This window comes from Corynebacterium sp. SA-MJD20WY100, from assembly GCF_039822565.1.
Taxonomy (GTDB): domain Bacteria; phylum Actinomycetota; class Actinomycetes; order Mycobacteriales; family Mycobacteriaceae; genus Corynebacterium; species Corynebacterium phoceense_A.
This window is the reverse complement of record NZ_JBCJKS010000018.1, coordinates 32,779-48,977: the sequence shown is the minus strand read 5'-3', so window position 1 is coordinate 48,977 and position 16,199 is coordinate 32,779. Positions and strand designations below refer to the sequence as shown.

Sequence of the window (16,199 nt, the reverse complement as noted above, 5' to 3'; positions counted from 1 at the left end):
TCTTTGTCAATGGAATCCCGGATATCAGCCAGGTCCGCCGACGGCCCGCAGATAGTCAGCGACGCGTTACCATCCCGGTGCTGAGCAAACCGCACGCCAGCCTTGGGCGTGCGCGGTGTGGACACCTTCTTCACCAGCTCGCGGGCTTGTTTGTCGATGTGCTTCGTATCGCCGGTCTTCTTCAACGCCTCGAGACGTAAGTCCCAGCGCTGGTGTTCTTTCTTGAGCCGTTGGGCTTGTTTCTCCACCGCGATAAGCGTGAGCAGATTGTGTTTCTTCGCCGCAGCGCGGGTTTGGCGGCGTTTGTCTTGGAATGAATTCTTCTCGGTAAAGGGCGCGGCAGTAGCGACGACGTCTGTGGCAAGCGTGTCGGGAATACCCATGGCGATAATCTCCGACTCGGTTGTGCCGAGCACCGCGTCAACGATGTCGAGCCCCCGGGCCAACAGGCTGGCCAGTTCCCCCATAATGGTCATGCACCACACGCTAAAACGAGTACAGCCCTCCGGCAAGCGGAGGACTGCACACTTTATGTGGCACCCAAAAGATACTGGGCACGAGCTGCGTAAACGAGGCCGCAGCGGCGAAAAATTTACAGCAGGGAGGACAGGAAAGACTTCGTGCGATCGTGGCGCGGGTGGTCGAAGACCTGTTCCGGAGTGCCGTGCTCGAGGACGCGGCCGCCGTCCATGAAGTAGACGGTATCGGCGACCTCGCGGGCAAAGCCCATCTCGTGAGTGACAACGAGCATGGTCATGCCGCCGGCGGCGAGGTCCTTCATGACGCGCAGGACTTCGCCCACGAGCTCGGGGTCGAGGGCAGAAGTCGGCTCGTCGAAGAGCATGAGCTTCGGATCCATGGCGACGGCGCGGGCAATTGCCACGCGCTGCTGCTGGCCGCCGGAGAGCTGGACGGGGTAGGCATCCGCCTTGTGGGCGAGGCCTACTTGGTCGAGGAGCTCCATGGCGCGCTTTGTGGCGGCATCGGCAGGCTGCTTTTTGACCTGGACGGGAGCCTCGATGATGTTCTCGAGGACCGTGCGGTGGCTAAAGAGGTTGAAGGACTGGAAGACCATGCCGATGTCCTGGCGCTGGCGGGCGGCTTCCTTCTCCGAAATCTCGTAGAGGACGCCGTCTCGCTCCTTGTAACCGATGAACTGGCCGTCGATGTAGAGGCGGCCGGCGGTGACCTTCTCCAGGTGGTTGCAGCAGCGCAGGAAGGTGGATTTGCCGGAGCCGGAGGGTCCGAGGAGGACGGCAACTTCGCCGGGCTGGACGGTGAGATCGATGCCCTTCAAGACCTCGAGCTGGCCGAAGGCCTTGTGGACGTTAACCGCCTTAATCATGGGAGTAGTCATTTACTTGCCCTCCTGGGTGTCGGGGATGACGGAGATATTGCGGGGGATGGTGCCTTCGGCGTCGGCGAGGGAGGCCAGCTGGCGGGCGGTGAGCTCGCGGGTGGCGCCGCGCTCGAAGTAGCGCTCGAGGTAGTGCTGGCCGACCATGAGGATGGACGTGATGACCAGGTACCAGGTCGCGGCGACGAGGAGGAGCGGGATGGGCTCGAAAAGAGCGGCCGAGATATCCGTGGCGCGCCCGAAGATTTCGTGGGTGTAAGGAATAGCGACGACGAGCGAGGAAGTCTTGAGCAGCGAGATGAACTCGTTGCCGGTCGGCGGGATGATTATGCGCATGGCCTGGGGGAGAACGGTGCGGCGCATGGTCATCGCCCAGCCCATGCCGAGGGCCTTCGAGGCTTCCTTCTGGCCCTCGGGGACGGAGGAAATGCCGGAACGCACGATCTCAGACATGTAGGCCGCCTCGTTGAGACCCAGACCGAGGACGGCGAGCGCGAAGGCATTGGTGAGCACGCCCTCCAGTGAGATTTCGGTGAAGCCTAAGTTGATGGACTGGTAAAGCGCGGAGAGCAAGCCCCAGAACACCAGCTGGACGTAGACCGGGGTGCCGCGGAAGATCCACAGGAACACCCACGCGACGGAGCTCAAGACCGGATTCGGGGACAGGCGCAGCACGGCAAGGAGCACGCCGCCGACGACGCCGATAATCATCGCCAGGAGGGTAATGGCGATAGTGTGCAGCGAGGCGACCGCGATGCGCGTGTCGAAGAGGTACTGGAAGTACGTGGACCAGCCGTAGGCCTCGTTGCGGGCAGCGTCGATGATAAACCACGCGGCGAGGACGACGAGGAGGACGGCGAAGACGATGCGCCAGGGGTGGCGCAGCGGGCGTGCCTCAATTTTTTCCGGTGTGGATGCGGGAGAGGAGTTAGACATTCGCTGGCCTTTCGTTAATCATGGCTTCCTCGACGTAGCCTTCGTCGATGCCCCACTGGTGAAGAATGTCGGCGTAGACGCCGGTGTCGATGAGATGTTGGAGGGCGGCCGCGGTGGCCGCGGCGAGAGGAGAGCCCTTGGGGACTGCAAAGCCGTAGGGGGCGGCATCGAAAATCTCGCCGGTGGTCTCCATCTTGCCGTCCGCGCGGTTGACGGCCCAGGCAGCAACGGGGGAGTCGGCTGAGAGGGCATCGGCGCGGCCGGTGAGAACCGCGAGCGCTGCGTTGTCCGCCGTGTCATAGGACAACACGGTGATCTCGTCTTTCCCCTCGGCGAGGCATTTCTCGCTCTTCGGGCGGACGTCGTCGGTTTCGGAGACCGTGGTCCGCTGGACGGCGACTGTCAGGCCGCACGCGTTGTTCGGATCGACCGGGTTGTCTGGGCGCTGAACCCACTGGATACCGGCGTAGAGGTGGTCGACGAAGTCGTAGTTCGCGCGGCGTTCCTCGTTGTCCGTAAAACCGGAGCCGCCCATATCGATCTGCCCGGAGGAAATGGCCGGCAGGATCATGGAAAAGTCTTGCTGGACCGGCTTAAACTCGAGGCCCATGGTCTGGGCGACGGCGCGGGCGAGGTCCATCTCGAAGCCCACGATGTTGCCTTCGGAGTCCTTGAGTTCGAAAGGCGCGAAGGGCGGGTTGGTGCCGACGGACAGGGTGCCGTCGGAGTCGGAGACCATCGCGGCGATCTCGGGGACCGCCTTGACGTCGATCTGCTGCCAGCCGTCGGGGACGGCGGGCTCGACGTTGGTCACGCACCCTGTCAGCGCGAAAGCGCTCAGCAGAACCGCGGCTAGCGGAAGCTTGTGTTTCATATGTGCAGCCCTTGTAGAAGCGTAAAGTGGAATCCGGCCGCAATGAATGAATTGCGGTGGGATGTATTATTTCCAAATTAGCACGGGGCTGCCGAAACTAAGGGATCTGGCGCATGATTTCGCCGACGATGGAGCCGACGACCACGAAGCCGAGGAGTGCGAAGGCGCCGTCGACGAGCACCTGGAGGAATCTATTGGTGGCCTCGTTGTCCGTGGGAGAGACGTTTTCGTCGAGCCACTTGATGTAGGACGAGCCCTTGAGGTTGGACTCGCTGGAGGCGTCCGACTGGGATACCTGGGACGAGGATTGGTCAGCGGCGAGGGCCGGCAGCGGGGCGAGAGTGACCGCGGCGGCGGTAGCGAGGGCGACGAGGGTGCGGCGCATGGAAACTCCTTGGGGTAAAGCGTCTACAGTCTGGGGTCTAACCCTAGCACCGGAGGAGGCGAACGTATGAGGACGTGGATCCTCGTTGCCCTGGGACTCGCCGCGCACGCGGTGCTGGCCGCGGGCGGATGGTTCTACTGGGACGACTTCACGCTGCAGGCGCAGGCGCGTGAAACCGGCTGGTGGGAGCTCATGTGGACGCCGCATGACGGGCACCTTATGCCTGCGGGCTGGATCGTGGTCAAGGTGCTGGCGCACGCGGCGTATCTGTCGTGGCCAGCGGCGCTGGCGACGTTCCTCGTTCTCCAAGCAGGAGCGGCGGTGGCCGTGCTCGCAGGGTTGCGCGAGGTCGTGCGGCTCACGGATGGCCCGACGTGGCGCGTTGATACGGGGCTCGCGGTGTATTTCTTGCTGCCGGTGGGCTGGCCCGCGGCGGCGTGGTTCGCGGCGGGGCTTGCGTCGCTGCCGGTGCAGGCGGGCCTGGGGCTGGCGATGTGGGCCGCAGCGCGGTGGGTGCGCACGGGCCGGGAATTGTGGATCGTGCCCGCGGCCGTACTGGGTGCGGCGGCGTTCTCGGAGAAGGCCTTGCTCATCGCGCCGGTGGTGGTCGCGGTTGTGCTGCTCGCTCGGCGGCCGTGGTGGCCCGTGGCCGTGGCCGGCGGCGTGCCGACGCTCGCGTGGGGCGCGCTCTACCTGTGGCTTGTGCGCCGGGAGACAGAACCGGTGGGCGGACTGATGGGCTTCGTGGCGGAAGGCTACCTGCGGGCGGCCGTGCCGGGCATCAGTGGGACTGCCTGGCAGTGGCAGCGCTGGCATCCGGGCCCGCCGTTCCTTGATGCTGCGTGGTGGTCCGTCGCGGCGGGTGTCGCGGTACTCGCTTACGCCGCGTGGCGGCTGCGCCGCTGGGTATTGCTGCCGCTGCTCTATCCGATCGTGCCGCTCGTGGCGCTCTACCTCGCGCGTTCTCATGCAGAGGCAGGCGTAGAGCAGGCCATGGCGCTGCGCCAGTTCGCGGAAGGCGCGGTGGTCGCGGCGTTCGCGGTGGCGGCGGGATGGCGGCCGGTGCACAAGGCGGCGGAGGCCGTGCTTGCGGCGAGTGCGCTCGTGGGCCTCGTGGCCTTCGGCGCGCGGTGGTGGGACCAGCCTGCGCGTTCCTATGTGGCGAACCTGCGCGCGGCCGAGGGCCCGGTCCTCGACCAGGACGTGGATTGGAACGTGCTCAGCCCAGCGGTCGCGCCGTATAACACGGTGGCGGCCCTGGCGCCGGAGAAGGTGGCGTCGGCCGTCGAGCGGCTCCAGCGCGTCCAGCCTGATGGGACGGTGAGGGATGTGGAGATGTGGGATATGAGGGCATCGGAAAGCTCCTGCGCGGGGGAGCTGGCCCTGGATGGGCCCTTGATGGACCGCGAGTGGACGGTGCGTCTTAATTATCTCGCGCCTGCGGAGGGGGACATCGCGGTGGCGCTGGACGGCGCGGCCACGACCTTCCCGGGGAAGGAGGGCCTGCACCAGGTGTATCTGCACGTTTCCGGCGGCGGCTCAACCCTGCGGGTGAGCGCGCCGGCGGGCACGTGCTTCGGTGTGAGCCAGGTCGGGCTTTAATTCTTCGCCACGCGGCGGTCGATGAGGATGAAAGCACCGACGATGGCGATACCTGCCGCCATGGCGAGCACAATGCTACCGATGCCCGCATCCTGGCCTTCGCCGAAGGGCCACAGCGCGCGCAGGGAGCCGAGCATAAAGCCGGACATCGCCATCAGCGTCGGCGCGCGGTGGCTCTCGAGCAGGTAATTGAGGAGCTTGACGAAGCCCGCGAGGCCGCACAACGCGCCCGCCACGAAGACGAGCAACGTGGGAATGTGGCGGTCCGAGACCGCGCCGATGATGGGGGCGTAGAGGCCCATCGTCAGCAGGATGAGCGAGCCGGATACGCCCGGCAGGATGAGCGCGCACACCGCGACGGCGGCGGCGAAGAAGACGATGATGAGGCTCGGGTCCTCGTGCGGGGCAGATGTGAAGCCGGTGACGAAGAAAGTGGCGACGGCCGCGACGATGAGCGCAATCCATCCGGAGGGCTTCTTCTTGTCTTCCGCGCCGAGCATGGACAGCGGCACGGAAATCGAGATGGCGACCATGCCGAAAAAGAGTGCGTTGGACACCGACGCCTGGGACTCGACGAAATTGTGGAGGATCGTGGAGAACCCAAAGACGGCGGCGAGCATGCCCACTGCCACCGAGAGGAGGAAGCCCCACTCGATTTTCTTGAACTTGCCCGAGAAGATGAAGTTGGCGTTGCGCAGGGCGCGCTCGTAGATGCCGACGATGAGCGCCACCGTGCCGCCCGAAATGCCCGGGACGAGCTCGGCCATGCCGATGAGAGCGCCGCGCACGGCGTTGAGTATGTAATGCATGAGCCCCAAGATATAGGGGACAGGTGCACAAAGTGGACTGCCGCGCGGGCGAGTACTGGTGAAACCACCACGGCGATCTGGAATGCTGCGTCGCGCGGATCCGGCCGGCACAACCGTGGAGGGGCGCCGTCTGCTCGTCCTGAGCGTTGATGATCACCGAGCGTACATAGGCTGATATTTCTCCCCAGCGGTTCGCTGGCGGGAGGATTTCTTGGGACATTGAGTCGATTCGTGCGCTATGCATGCACAATCGCCGACCAGAAATGTCTCTGACCGGCGATGATTGTGCCCCTGGTGAGACTCGAACTCACACTGAACGGGTTTTGAATCCGTTGCCTCTGCCAATTGGGCTACAGGGGCGCACGCGTTTGAAAACGCTGGGACATACTTTAGCGGAGAGCGCTCGCGGCGTCCTAATCGGTACACCCATCCGGCGAGCAGCGGCCCATGGCCTCTAGGATGGGCCAGGTGACTGACTCAACGACTCCTCGCCTTTTGCTCATCGACGGCCACTCCATGGCTTTCCGCGCGTTCTACGCGCTGCCGGCGGAGAACTTCTCTACGACTGGCGGCCAGCACACCAACGCGGTCTACGGATTTTTGTCCATGCTGGCCAATATCGTGGCCGAGGAGAAACCGGATTCTATGGCCGTGGCCTTCGACGTGGGACGCAAGACGTTCCGCACGGAGATGTTCCCGGAGTACAAGGCGCAGCGCGAGGCCGCGCCGGAGGAGTTCCGCGGCCAGGTTGAGCTCATCCGTGAGGTCCTGCAGACGCTGGGCATTACGACGCTCTCGCGCGAGAACTTTGAGGCCGACGACATCGTGGCCACGCTCGCAACGGAGGCGACGAACTACGACACACTCATCGTCACCGGCGACCGTGACTACCTGCAGCTCGTCAACGACACGACGACGGTGCTCTATCCTATGCGCGGCGTGTCGACGCTGCATCGCTTTACGCCCGCCGCGGTGGAGGAGAAGTACCAGCTCACCCCGGCGCAATACCCGGACTTCGCGGCGCTGCGCGGCGACCCGTCGGATAACCTGCCGGGCGTGCCTAAGGTCGGCGAGAAGACCGCCACCAAGTGGATCCTCCAGTACGGTTCGCTCGACGAGCTCGTCGCCCACGCGGATGAGATTAAGGGCGTGGCGGGCCAGAACTTCCGCGACCGCATCGAGCAGGTGAAGATGAACCGCACGCTCACGCAGATGATCACGGACATGGACCTTGAGGTCGGCCCGGACGATCTCGCATTTAGGGGCGCGGCTGTCGCCGAGGTCGCCGCGAAGTTCGATGAGCTCGAGTTCGGTACTAACCTGCGTGAGCGCGTGTTGGCCGCTATCCCCAACGATGGCGGTAGCGCGCCGGAGTCGCAGCCGGCCGATGCGCCGACAGTGACTGTGGATGAGCTCAACCCCGGCGAACTGGCCAGCTGGCTCACCGGCTCCGCCGGCGAGCGAAAGAGCGGCGTCGCCGTCTTTGTCCAAGGCAACGGCCAGCCCGGTCGTGGCGATGCGTCGGCCCTTGCGCTCGTCGATGCGGAACACCACGGCGTCCAGCTCGAGCTCGCGGACTTGGACGCCGCAGACGATAAGGCGCTCAAGGCCTGGTTTGAAGACGAAGCAGCGCAGAAGTATCTACACGACTCCAAGGCGGCATACCACATGCTGCTGGGCCGCGGCATTGAGCTGGCGGGCGTCGCGCACGACACGGCGCTGGCGGCGTACCTGCTGCGTCCAGGTCAGCGCACCTACGAGCTCTCGGACGTGTACCAGCGCCACCTGCAGCGCACGGTGGGCACGCCCAGCGATCAACTCTCACTGCTAGAGGACACCTCGCTCGTCGAATCGGCGCTCGCCATCGCGGAGCTGGCCGTGGTGCTCACGGCGGACCTCGAGGAGATCGACTCGCTCGAACTCTACGCCGACCTCGAGCTGCCGCTCGCAGGCATCCTCGCGCGCATGGAGGCCACCGGCATCGCGGTGGACATGAGTCGCCTCGAGGACCAACTCGAGCTCTTTGCCGAGCAGGTCGCGCAGCAGGAGCAGGCCGCGCGCGAGATTGCTGAAGACGACAAGCTCAACCTCAATTCGCCCAAGCAGCTTCAGGTCGTCCTCTTCGAGACGCTCGATCTGCCGAAGACGAAGAAGACAAAGACCGGCTACTCCACGGCCGCGAAAGAAATCGAGCAGCTTGCCGCGGAGCACCCGCATCCGTTCCTCGACCACCTCCTCGCGCACCGCGAGTACCAAAAGCTCAAGGTCACCCTCGAGGGCCTTATCAAGACGGTGCAGCCGGACGGGCGCATTCACACGACGTTTAACCAGACGGTTGCCTCGACCGGTCGACTCTCGTCCGCCGAGCCGAACCTGCAGAATATCCCGGTGCGTACTGAAGCAGGCCGTAAGATTCGCTCCGCCTTCGTCGTCGGCGACGGCTACGAGACGCTGCTTACCGCGGACTATTCACAGATCGAGATGCGCGTCATGGCTCACCTGTCGGACGACCCAGGGCTCATCGAGGCTTACCGCGAGGGCGAGGACCTCCACAATTACGTCGGTTCGAAGGTCTTCGACGTCCCCGTCGACGAGGTCACGCCCGAGCTGCGCCGCCGCGTCAAGGCTATGTCCTATGGTCTCGTTTACGGTCTGTCCGCCTTCGGCCTGTCCCAGCAGCTGGGCATCCCGGCTGGCGAGGCGAAGACCATCATGGAGGCGTACTTTGACCGCTTCGGCGGCGTGAAGCGCTACCTCTCCGAGGTCGTCGAGCAGGCCCGCAAGGACGGCTACACCGCGACCATTTTCGGCCGCCGCCGTTACCTGCCGGAGCTCAACTCGGATAACCGCCTGGCCCGCGAGAACGCTGAGCGCGCCGCACTCAACGCGCCGATCCAGGGCACGGCGGCGGACATTATCAAGATCGCCATGATCCGCGTCGACCGTGAGCTGCGCGGCATGAAGTCCCGCGTGTTGCTGCAGGTTCACGACGAATTGGTCGTCGAGGTCGCGTCGGGCGAGCGCGACGAGGTCAAGGCCATCCTCGAGCGCGAGATGGATTCCGCCATCGAGCTCAAGGTTCCGCTCGAGGTCTCCACCGGCGAGGGCACGGACTGGGATGCCGCAGGCCACTAACCGCGCGCTCGGCCGCGCCCGCCTCGCCACCCAAGGCCTGAGCACTCGCCGTTGGGCCTCGCCTGCCGATGCCGCCTCCGCCTTCGGTCTCATGCAAGGCCAAGACGTCGCCTCGGCGTTGCTCTCGCTGGAGCTGCGTGGCGGTCAGCTCACCGATGCGGACTGGGCCGAGCTGGTGCGCGGTTATCCCATGCGCAACACGTTGTTCGTGGGGACGCGCGCGGACATGGGCTGGATGACGGACCTCTGCGCGCGGCCGTTCAAGGAACACGTCGGGCAATTCCGCGACGTCCTCGAAGAGATTCCGGAATCCGGTTTTAGCCGCGCCGAGTTTAAGGCCCTGGCCACGCGCCTTCATCCGGAGCTGCCGCAGTACCGGGTGCTGCGCACGCTCATGGAGGAAAACCTCGTCTATTACACGGGGCGGGAGCAGCTCGTCACGCGGTTGCGCCTGCCGGGTCTCGCCGAGGTCTTCGGCGAGACGGAGGCCGCGCGCCGGGCGGCCGTCACGGAGCTCGCCACGCGCTACTTCCGGACGCATGCGCCGGCGACGCTCGATGACTTCGCGTGGTGGTCGAAGCTACCCAAGCGCACCATCGCCGCGGCCGCGCGCGACCTGCCGGATGACCTCGAAGTGCGTGATGGTCAGGTCATCGCCCTTGACGCGCCCGCACCCACTCCGCGCACGGCCTTCCTTCTCGGTGGTTTCGACGAATACATCCTTGGCTACCAGGACCGTCTCTTCGCGATGGACGTGCAGACTCACGAGGTCCTCGTGCCCGGCAACCGCGGGGTGTTCCGTCGGCCCGTCGTCGTCGACGGCCAAGTGCGCGGCATGTGGACGAAGGCAGGCATCGAGGACCGTGGCATCCCGGCTTACGCGCAGCCGAAGCTCCGCCGCGCCTTTAAAGCACTCTAGGAGTGTCGTTCGACCATCGCGCCCGCGAGCAGGTCGAAGGGAGTCTGGCCCACGGCAAGCACGCTGAGCGCCAGGACCGCGACAACGATCTCGGTCGTGTACTGCGCCCAGCCCGCGCCGGTGAGGATGAGCAGCGGCAGGAGGAGGTATGCGTTGCGCAGCGCCGCGCCCACGACGCCGCGGCGTGTTGCGAGGATCTCGAGTCGCAGAGACCACTTGCCGAGCGAGGTGTTCTTCCACCCCTCGAGGCCTACGCGGTAGGCGAAGAAGACCAGGGGAGTGAGCAGCGCCTCGACGTTGAAGGCCGGGTCGGCGAGTGCAAGCCAGGCCGCGCGCACCGCGATGACAACGACGGCGACGAGAAGGCCGTCGATCCACCACGCCAGTCCGCGGCGCACGAGCAAGAGGGCATTATCACGCATGGTGGATAAGCCTAGCGTTTCTCGTTCACGCAGCAGAAGATGGCGGTTCCGGGGAAGATCTCCCCGCGCAGCGGCGACCACTGTCCCCACGTCGTGGTGAGATCCTCGGGCCACTCCGGCTCGATGAGGTCCACGATGCGGAACGGCCCGTCGGTCTGGAGGGCACGCAGCCACTGGCCCATGGTGCGGTGGAACTCGGCGTAGGTGAGCTCGCCGTCGGGCGAGTGCTCGAGGTAGGCGCCGTCGAAGTAACTCATCTCGGCGGTAAGCGCCTGCGGGTCGTCCGGGAAAATCCAACGCATGGGGTGGGGGACTGCGGCGGCGAAGCGGCCTGCGGGGCGCAGGACGCGGGCGGCATCGGCAAGCGCAGCGTCGAGATTTTCAATAAAGGGGAGCGCGCCGAAGGCGGAGAAGACAACGTCGAAGGTGTTGTCGGCGAAGGGGAGGACGAGCGCGTCGGCCTGGACGAGGGGAGCGCCTTCCGGGGCACGGTCCAACATGGCGCGCGAGATATCCATGCCGATGGCGTAGGCGCCCTCGCCACGCAACCATGCGGTACACGGCGCGGAACCGCAGCCGAGCTCCAGGACGCGCTTGCCTCGGACGTCGCCTAACAGGTGGGCGTCGCGCTCGTGCAGCATCTCCGGGCACCAATAGAAACTTGAGAGATACTCAGGATGTTCCGAGTGGTATCGGGCGGCGTCCTGGTCCCAAAATGTCCGATTTGCCTGCGATGGCGTCCGAATAGGCATTGTTTCTCCGATTGTTATTGTCGCGAGCCGCGCTGGCCGCGCGTAGCGTCGATTGTGTGCGGTGGGCGCGTCACCATTGTGTAGTGAGCTGCGAGTATGTAAGATGTTAAAGGCGTGTCTATGCCGCGCGCGCTTCCCGGCTACCGTAGGAGAGCCTCGAAGGGTGCAGCGACGGGATCAAAACCATCCTCCAACTAGTGCAGCTTTGCGCTGGTCGCGGGACGTTTTGAGATGACACGTAAATGTCCATTTACGACCTCCTACACCACATTCGGAGCATTTCTTACATGCCTACTTCTAACACCCCTCAGGTTGCGATCAACGATATCGGAACCGCTGAGGATTTCCTCGCCGCCGTCGACGCGACCATCAAGTACTTCAACGATGGTGACATCGTTGAGGGCACCGTCGTCAAGGTCGACCACGACGAGGTTCTGCTTGACATCGGATACAAGACCGAGGGCGTTATCCCGTCCCGCGAGCTGTCCATCAAGCATGACGTTGACCCGGACGAGGTCGTCGAGGTCGGTGACACCATCGACGCACTTGTTCTTACCAAGGAGGACAAGGAAGGCCGCCTGATCCTGTCCAAGAAGCGTGCTCAGTACGAGCGTGCCTGGGGCGCCATCGAGGATCTGCAGGCCAAGGACGAGCCGGTTACCGGTACCGTCATCGAGGTCGTCAAGGGCGGCCTCATCCTCGACATCGGCCTGCGCGGCTTCCTGCCGGCATCGCTCGTCGAGATGCGTCGCGTCCGCGACCTGGAGCCGTACATCGGCCAGGAGCTGGAAGCCAAGATCATCGAGCTCGACAAGCAGCGTAACAACGTTGTTCTGTCCCGCCGTGCATACCTCGAGCAGACCCAGTCTGAGGTCCGCTCTGAGTTCCTGCACCAGCTGCAGAAGGGCCAGGTCCGCAAGGGTGTCGTGTCCTCCATCGTCAACTTCGGCGCCTTCGTCGATCTCGGCGGTGTCGACGGCCTGGTTCACGTTTCCGAGCTGTCCTGGAAGCACATCGACCACCCGTCTGAGGTCGTCACCGTTGGCGACGAGGTCACTGTTGAGGTTCTCGACGTTGATCTCGACCGCGAGCGCGTCTCCCTGTCCCTGAAGGCTACCCAGGAAGATCCGTGGCGCGTCTTCGCCCGCACCCACGCTGTGGGCCAGATCGTCCCGGGCAAGGTCACCAAGCTCGTTCCGTTCGGTGCGTTCGTTCGCGTCGAAGAGGGCATCGAGGGCCTCGTTCACATCTCCGAGCTGGCTCAGCGCCACGTGGAGGTTCCGGACCAGGTCGTCACCGTTGGCCAGGAAGTCATGGTCAAGGTCATCGACATCGATCTCGAGCGTCGTCGTATCTCCCTGTCTGTTAAGCAGGCAGACGAGGACTACACCGACGAGTTCGATCCGTCGAAGTACGGCATGGCCGACTCCTACGACGAGCAGGGCAACTACGTCTTCCCCGAGGGCTTCGATCCGGAGACCAACGAGTGGAAGGAAGGCTTCGACGAGCAGCGTCAGGCTTGGGAGGCTCGCTACGCCGAGTCCGAGCGTCGCTTCAACCTGCACACCGCTCAGATCGAGCGCAACCGTGCAGCTGCCGCCGAGGCCGCCCAGCAGTCCGAGGCTTCGAACTACTCCTCCGAGTCCGCCGATGCAGCTCCGGCATCGAACGACAACGAGACCCACGGTTCGCTGGCTTCCGATGAGCAGCTCGCTGCTCTGCGCGACAAGCTCGCTGGCAACTAAAGGCTGTACGCCTTTCGCTCGTGCCGGTGCCTAAAGCACCGCGTACGAACTAGGCCGCCGTCTGATTGCGGAAACAATCAGGCGGCGGCCTGTGCGTGTCTTGGTGAAGACAACGCCGCACTCGAAAGCGACGCCGCGTCCGGTGGTGTTCCGAGCTCCCGGGTTGTGCCACGGTCCGCACACGTGACTCATGCAACCCGGTGGTGTGATCTTTGGAACTCGCGCGACCGCCGCGAAACGATTGTTCAGCAGTGACCTTGCCTTTTGTCACTATTAAGCGTGCGTTAAAACGCAATCGGGCGTCTATGATCTTTTGGTCATGCCCGGATTAGAGTAATCTTCACAATGATATAGCCGCACGCTGAGTGGTTATCACCTTACGTCTCAATGAAGAGGAGTACGCCGTGGCATCGACCAAAGATACCGCGCAGCACATCATCAAAAATATTGGTGGCGCTGACAACATTACGTCTCTGACGCACTGCGCAACGCGCTTGCGTTTTCAGCTTGCTGACCCATCCAAGATTGACGAGAAGACTCTCGAATCTGACAAAGCCGTTCTCGGCACCGTGCACCAGGGTGAGCACGGTTACCAGGTCGTCATGGGCGGCGGCGTCGCCGACTACTACCAGGCCATTATCAAGGAGCCGGGCGTCAATCCGTCGGGCGAGCACAAGGGCAACGCACGCGGCCCGAAGATCGGTGCCGACGGCAAGAAGGAGTACGGCGGCATCCGCAAGACCGGGTGGGTCGACTACTGCTTTGAGTTCCTGTCAGACACCTTCCGCCCTATCCTGTGGGCGCTGCTGGGTGCCTCACTCATCATCACGGTTCTCATTCTGGCCGATACGTTCAATATCCAGGACTTCCGCGCAGACATGGCGGATCAGCCGGCGGGCTTCCAGCTCATGCACGCCATGTGGAAGTCTGTCTTCTACTTCCTGCCCATCATGATTGGCGCCACGGCGGCGAAGAAGCTGGGCGCGAACGAGTGGGTCGGTGCCGCTATCCCAGCCGCACTGCTTACCCCGGAGTTCATGGGGCTGTCGAATATCGCTGAGACGACCACGTTCTTAGGCGGCGACGCGCAGAAGGTGGAAATCTTCGGTCTGCCGCTCATCCTCAACGACTACTCGTCCCAGGTCTTCCCGCCGCTGCTCGCTGCTATCGGTCTGTACTGGGTGGAAAAGGGCCTGAAGAAGATCATCCCAAGCTCTCTGCATATGGTGTTCGTGCCGTTCTTCTCGCTGCTGATCATGATTCCGCTCACGGCCTTCCTGCTCGGCCCATTCGGCATTGGTATTGGTAACGGCATTTCTAACTTCCTGGCCGCCGTCAATAGCTTCTCGCCGTTCGTCCTTGCCATCGTCATCCCGCTGCTGTACCCGTTCCTCGTCCCGCTGGGCCTTCACTGGCCGCTCAACGCGATTATGGTGCAGAACCTCGCCACCCTGGGTTACGACTTCATTCAGGGGCCGATGGGTGCCTGGAACTTTGCCTGCTTCGGTCTCGTCGCCGGCGTCCTCGTTGTCTCCATTAAGGAACACAACAAGTCCATGCGTCAGGTCTCCACGGGTGGCCTCGCCGCAGGTCTCCTTGGCGGTGTTTCCGAGCCTTCCCTGTACGGTATTGTTCTGCGCTTTAAGAAGACCTACCCGCGCCTCCTTCCAGGCTGCTTCGCTGGCGGTGTCGTGATGGGCATCTTCGACGTGAAGGCCAACGCCTTCGTCTTCACTTCCTTGCTCACCTTCCCGGCAATGGACCCGTGGGGTGGCTACCTCATCGGTATCGCCGTGGCATTCTTCGTCTCCTTCTTCCTTGTCGTCTTCTTCGACTACCGTTCCCCGGAGGAGCGCGATGAAATCCGCGCCCAGATTGCTGCCGAGCGCGAGGCTGAGGGCAAGGAGCCGGTCGAGGTTCTCACCCCGGCTGCCGATGCCGCCCCTGCCGCAGCCGCCGCTGCAGCCCCGGCCGCCGTTGCCGTTGCCGCTCCGGCCTCCGAGGCCATCAAGCTCGACTCGCCGCTCGAAGGCGAAGCTGTTGAACTGTCCGAGGTTCCGGACCCCATCTTCGCTGGCGCCAAGCTCGGCGAGGGCATGGCCATCAAGCCGACCGACAACACGGTCTACGCTCCGGCCGACGGCAAGATCCTCACGGTCCAGAAGTCTGGCCACGCGGTCGGCCTGAGCCTCGATAACGGCGTCCAGCTGCTCATCCACGTCGGTCTCGACACCGTCGAGCTGGCTGGCGAGGGCTTTACCGTCCACGTCGAGAAGAAGCAGCGCGTCTCTGCAGGCGACAAACTCATCACCTTCGACCAGGAGTTCATTCAGTCCAAGGGCTACAACCTCATTACCCCGGTTGTCGTCACGAATACCTCGAAGTTCTTCTCCATCGAGGGCAAGGCCGGCGCGGTGACCCCGTCCGACCAGCTGCTCACGGTCACGCCGAAGGCAAAGACCGAAGAGTAATCAGATCGCTTCGCCGCCGCGCTCGTCGCGGCGGCCTTCGCGTTTTTCCTGCCGGTGGCCCGCGGCTGTCGTAGGCTTGAACACCATGAAGCTCATTGGACTCACTGGTGGTATTGGCAGCGGCAAGTCGACGGTCGCGGGGCTGCTCGCGGAACGCGGGTGGAGCGTCGTGGACGCTGACCAGATAGCGCGCGAGATCGTGGAGCCGGGGGAGCCAGCCCTCGGGGAACTCGCGGAGGCCTTCGGCGCAGATATCCTCGACGAGGCGGGCACGCTCCAGCGCGCCGAGCTCGCCCGCCGCGCCTTCGTCGACGCTGAGCACACTGCGCAACTCAACGCCATTACCCACCCGCGCATCCAGGAGCGCACACAGGAGCGCTTCGCCGAGGCGCGCGCCGCTGGCGTGGAGTACTGCGTCTACGATATGCCGCTGCTCGTGGACAATGGGCTCGATAAGGACATGGACGAGGTCCTTGTGGTCGACGTCGACGTGGAGGAGCGCGTGCGCCGCCTCGTCGCCCACCGCGGACTCGACGAGGCCGACGCCCGCCGCCGCATCGCGCAGCAGGTGCCCGACGAGGTGCGCCTGGCCGCGGCGACCTACGTCATCGACAACAACGGCGTGCTTGAGGACTTGGCACCCCAGGTCGAGCGCGTCGCCGCCGCCATCGAGGCGGCCGAGTAGCGCACCCGCATTTTGGCCGACAAGTCGCGCCGCCGCAGCCGATTCTTGTCCCTTCCTCGCCGAAAAATGCGGCAACCGCGCGCCTCAGTCCGAGGACCGGCGGCGCG

13 protein-coding genes, 1 tRNA gene and 1 pseudogene are annotated in these 16,199 nt (G+C 64.2%); 6 read left to right on the top strand and 9 right to left on the bottom strand.

The annotated features are described in order from the left end of the window. The 5 genes and pseudogenes from ABJ196_RS10105 to ABJ196_RS10085 form a co-directional block, all read right to left on the bottom strand. Nucleotides 1–476, bottom strand: a pseudogene (locus ABJ196_RS10105) (hypothetical protein); the annotation flags it as partial. Nucleotides 477–592: 116 nt separating this feature from the next. Further along, on the bottom strand, nt 593–1,357 hold the full coding sequence (locus tag ABJ196_RS10100; RefSeq protein WP_347306758.1) for an amino acid ABC transporter ATP-binding protein: 765 nt from the start codon (nt 1,355–1,357) through the stop codon (nt 593–595). Then, nucleotides 1,358–2,293 carry an amino acid ABC transporter permease gene (locus tag ABJ196_RS10095; RefSeq protein WP_257036908.1) on the bottom strand — a complete coding sequence of 312 codons (936 nt, stop codon included), beginning with the start codon at nt 2,291–2,293 and terminating at the stop codon, nt 1,358–1,360. Continuing rightward, on the bottom strand, nt 2,286–3,167 hold the full coding sequence (locus tag ABJ196_RS10090; RefSeq protein ID WP_257044923.1) for an ABC transporter substrate-binding protein: 882 nt from the start codon (nt 3,165–3,167) through the stop codon (nt 2,286–2,288). The genes ABJ196_RS10095 and ABJ196_RS10090 overlap by 8 nt, the downstream gene beginning before the upstream one ends. Before the next feature lie 97 nt (nt 3,168–3,264). After that, nucleotides 3,265–3,552 carry a hypothetical protein gene (locus ABJ196_RS10085; RefSeq protein ID WP_257036906.1) on the bottom strand — a complete coding sequence of 96 codons (288 nt, stop codon included), beginning with the start codon at nt 3,550–3,552 and terminating at the stop codon, nt 3,265–3,267. Nucleotides 3,553–3,618: 66 nt separating this feature from the next. Between ABJ196_RS10085 and ABJ196_RS10080 the strand changes: the two genes are divergently transcribed. After that, nucleotides 3,619–5,154, top strand: coding sequence for a hypothetical protein (locus tag ABJ196_RS10080; protein ID WP_347306755.1), 1,536 nt, complete (start codon nt 3,619–3,621; stop codon nt 5,152–5,154). On the opposite strand, the gene ABJ196_RS10075 is transcribed toward ABJ196_RS10080, so the two are convergent. Next, nucleotides 5,151–5,963 carry a DUF368 domain-containing protein gene (locus tag ABJ196_RS10075; protein ID WP_347306753.1) on the bottom strand — a complete coding sequence of 271 codons (813 nt, stop codon included), beginning with the start codon at nt 5,961–5,963 and terminating at the stop codon, nt 5,151–5,153. The genes ABJ196_RS10080 and ABJ196_RS10075 overlap by 4 nt on opposite strands. A 286-nt stretch (nt 5,964–6,249) precedes the next feature. Further along, a tRNA-Leu gene (locus tag ABJ196_RS10070) sits at nt 6,250–6,323 on the bottom strand. Nucleotides 6,324–6,422: 99 nt separating this feature from the next. Here ABJ196_RS10070 and polA point away from each other — a divergent pair. Next, entirely contained in the window at nt 6,423–9,098 is a 2,676-nt protein-coding gene (gene polA / locus ABJ196_RS10065; protein WP_347306760.1) for a DNA polymerase I, read from the top strand. After that, nucleotides 9,082–10,017, top strand: a complete 936-nt coding sequence (locus ABJ196_RS10060) for a crosslink repair DNA glycosylase YcaQ family protein (RefSeq protein ID WP_066484515.1) — start codon at nt 9,082–9,084, stop codon at nt 10,015–10,017. Before polA ends, ABJ196_RS10060 begins: the two co-directional genes overlap by 17 nt. Here the strand turns inward: ABJ196_RS10060 and ABJ196_RS10055 are convergent. Continuing rightward, nucleotides 10,014–10,439 carry an RDD family protein gene (locus ABJ196_RS10055; protein ID WP_347306750.1) on the bottom strand — a complete coding sequence of 142 codons (426 nt, stop codon included), beginning with the start codon at nt 10,437–10,439 and terminating at the stop codon, nt 10,014–10,016. The two genes, ABJ196_RS10060 and ABJ196_RS10055, sit on opposite strands and share 4 nt — an antisense overlap. An 11-nt stretch (nt 10,440–10,450) precedes the next feature. Then, a complete protein-coding gene (locus ABJ196_RS10050; protein WP_347306748.1) occupies nt 10,451–11,191 on the bottom strand; it encodes a class I SAM-dependent methyltransferase in 741 nt (246 codons plus the stop codon). A gap of 287 nt (nt 11,192–11,478) precedes the next feature. Between ABJ196_RS10050 and rpsA the strand changes: the two genes are divergently transcribed. From rpsA to coaE, 3 genes are all read left to right on the top strand, one after another. After that, nucleotides 11,479–12,936 (top strand): 30S ribosomal protein S1, encoded by a 1,458-nt coding sequence (gene rpsA / locus ABJ196_RS10045; protein ID WP_066484734.1) that lies wholly within the window; start codon nt 11,479–11,481, stop codon nt 12,934–12,936. A gap of 404 nt (nt 12,937–13,340) precedes the next feature. After that, complete coding sequence (locus ABJ196_RS10040; protein WP_347306746.1) at nt 13,341–15,407, top strand: glucose PTS transporter subunit IIA; 2,067 nt, start codon at nt 13,341–13,343, stop codon at nt 15,405–15,407. 85 nt (nt 15,408–15,492) lie between these two features. Further along, a complete protein-coding gene (gene coaE, locus ABJ196_RS10035) occupies nt 15,493–16,092 on the top strand; it encodes a dephospho-CoA kinase (protein WP_347306744.1) in 600 nt (199 codons plus the stop codon). The last annotated feature ends 107 nt before the right edge of the window (nt 16,093–16,199 follow it).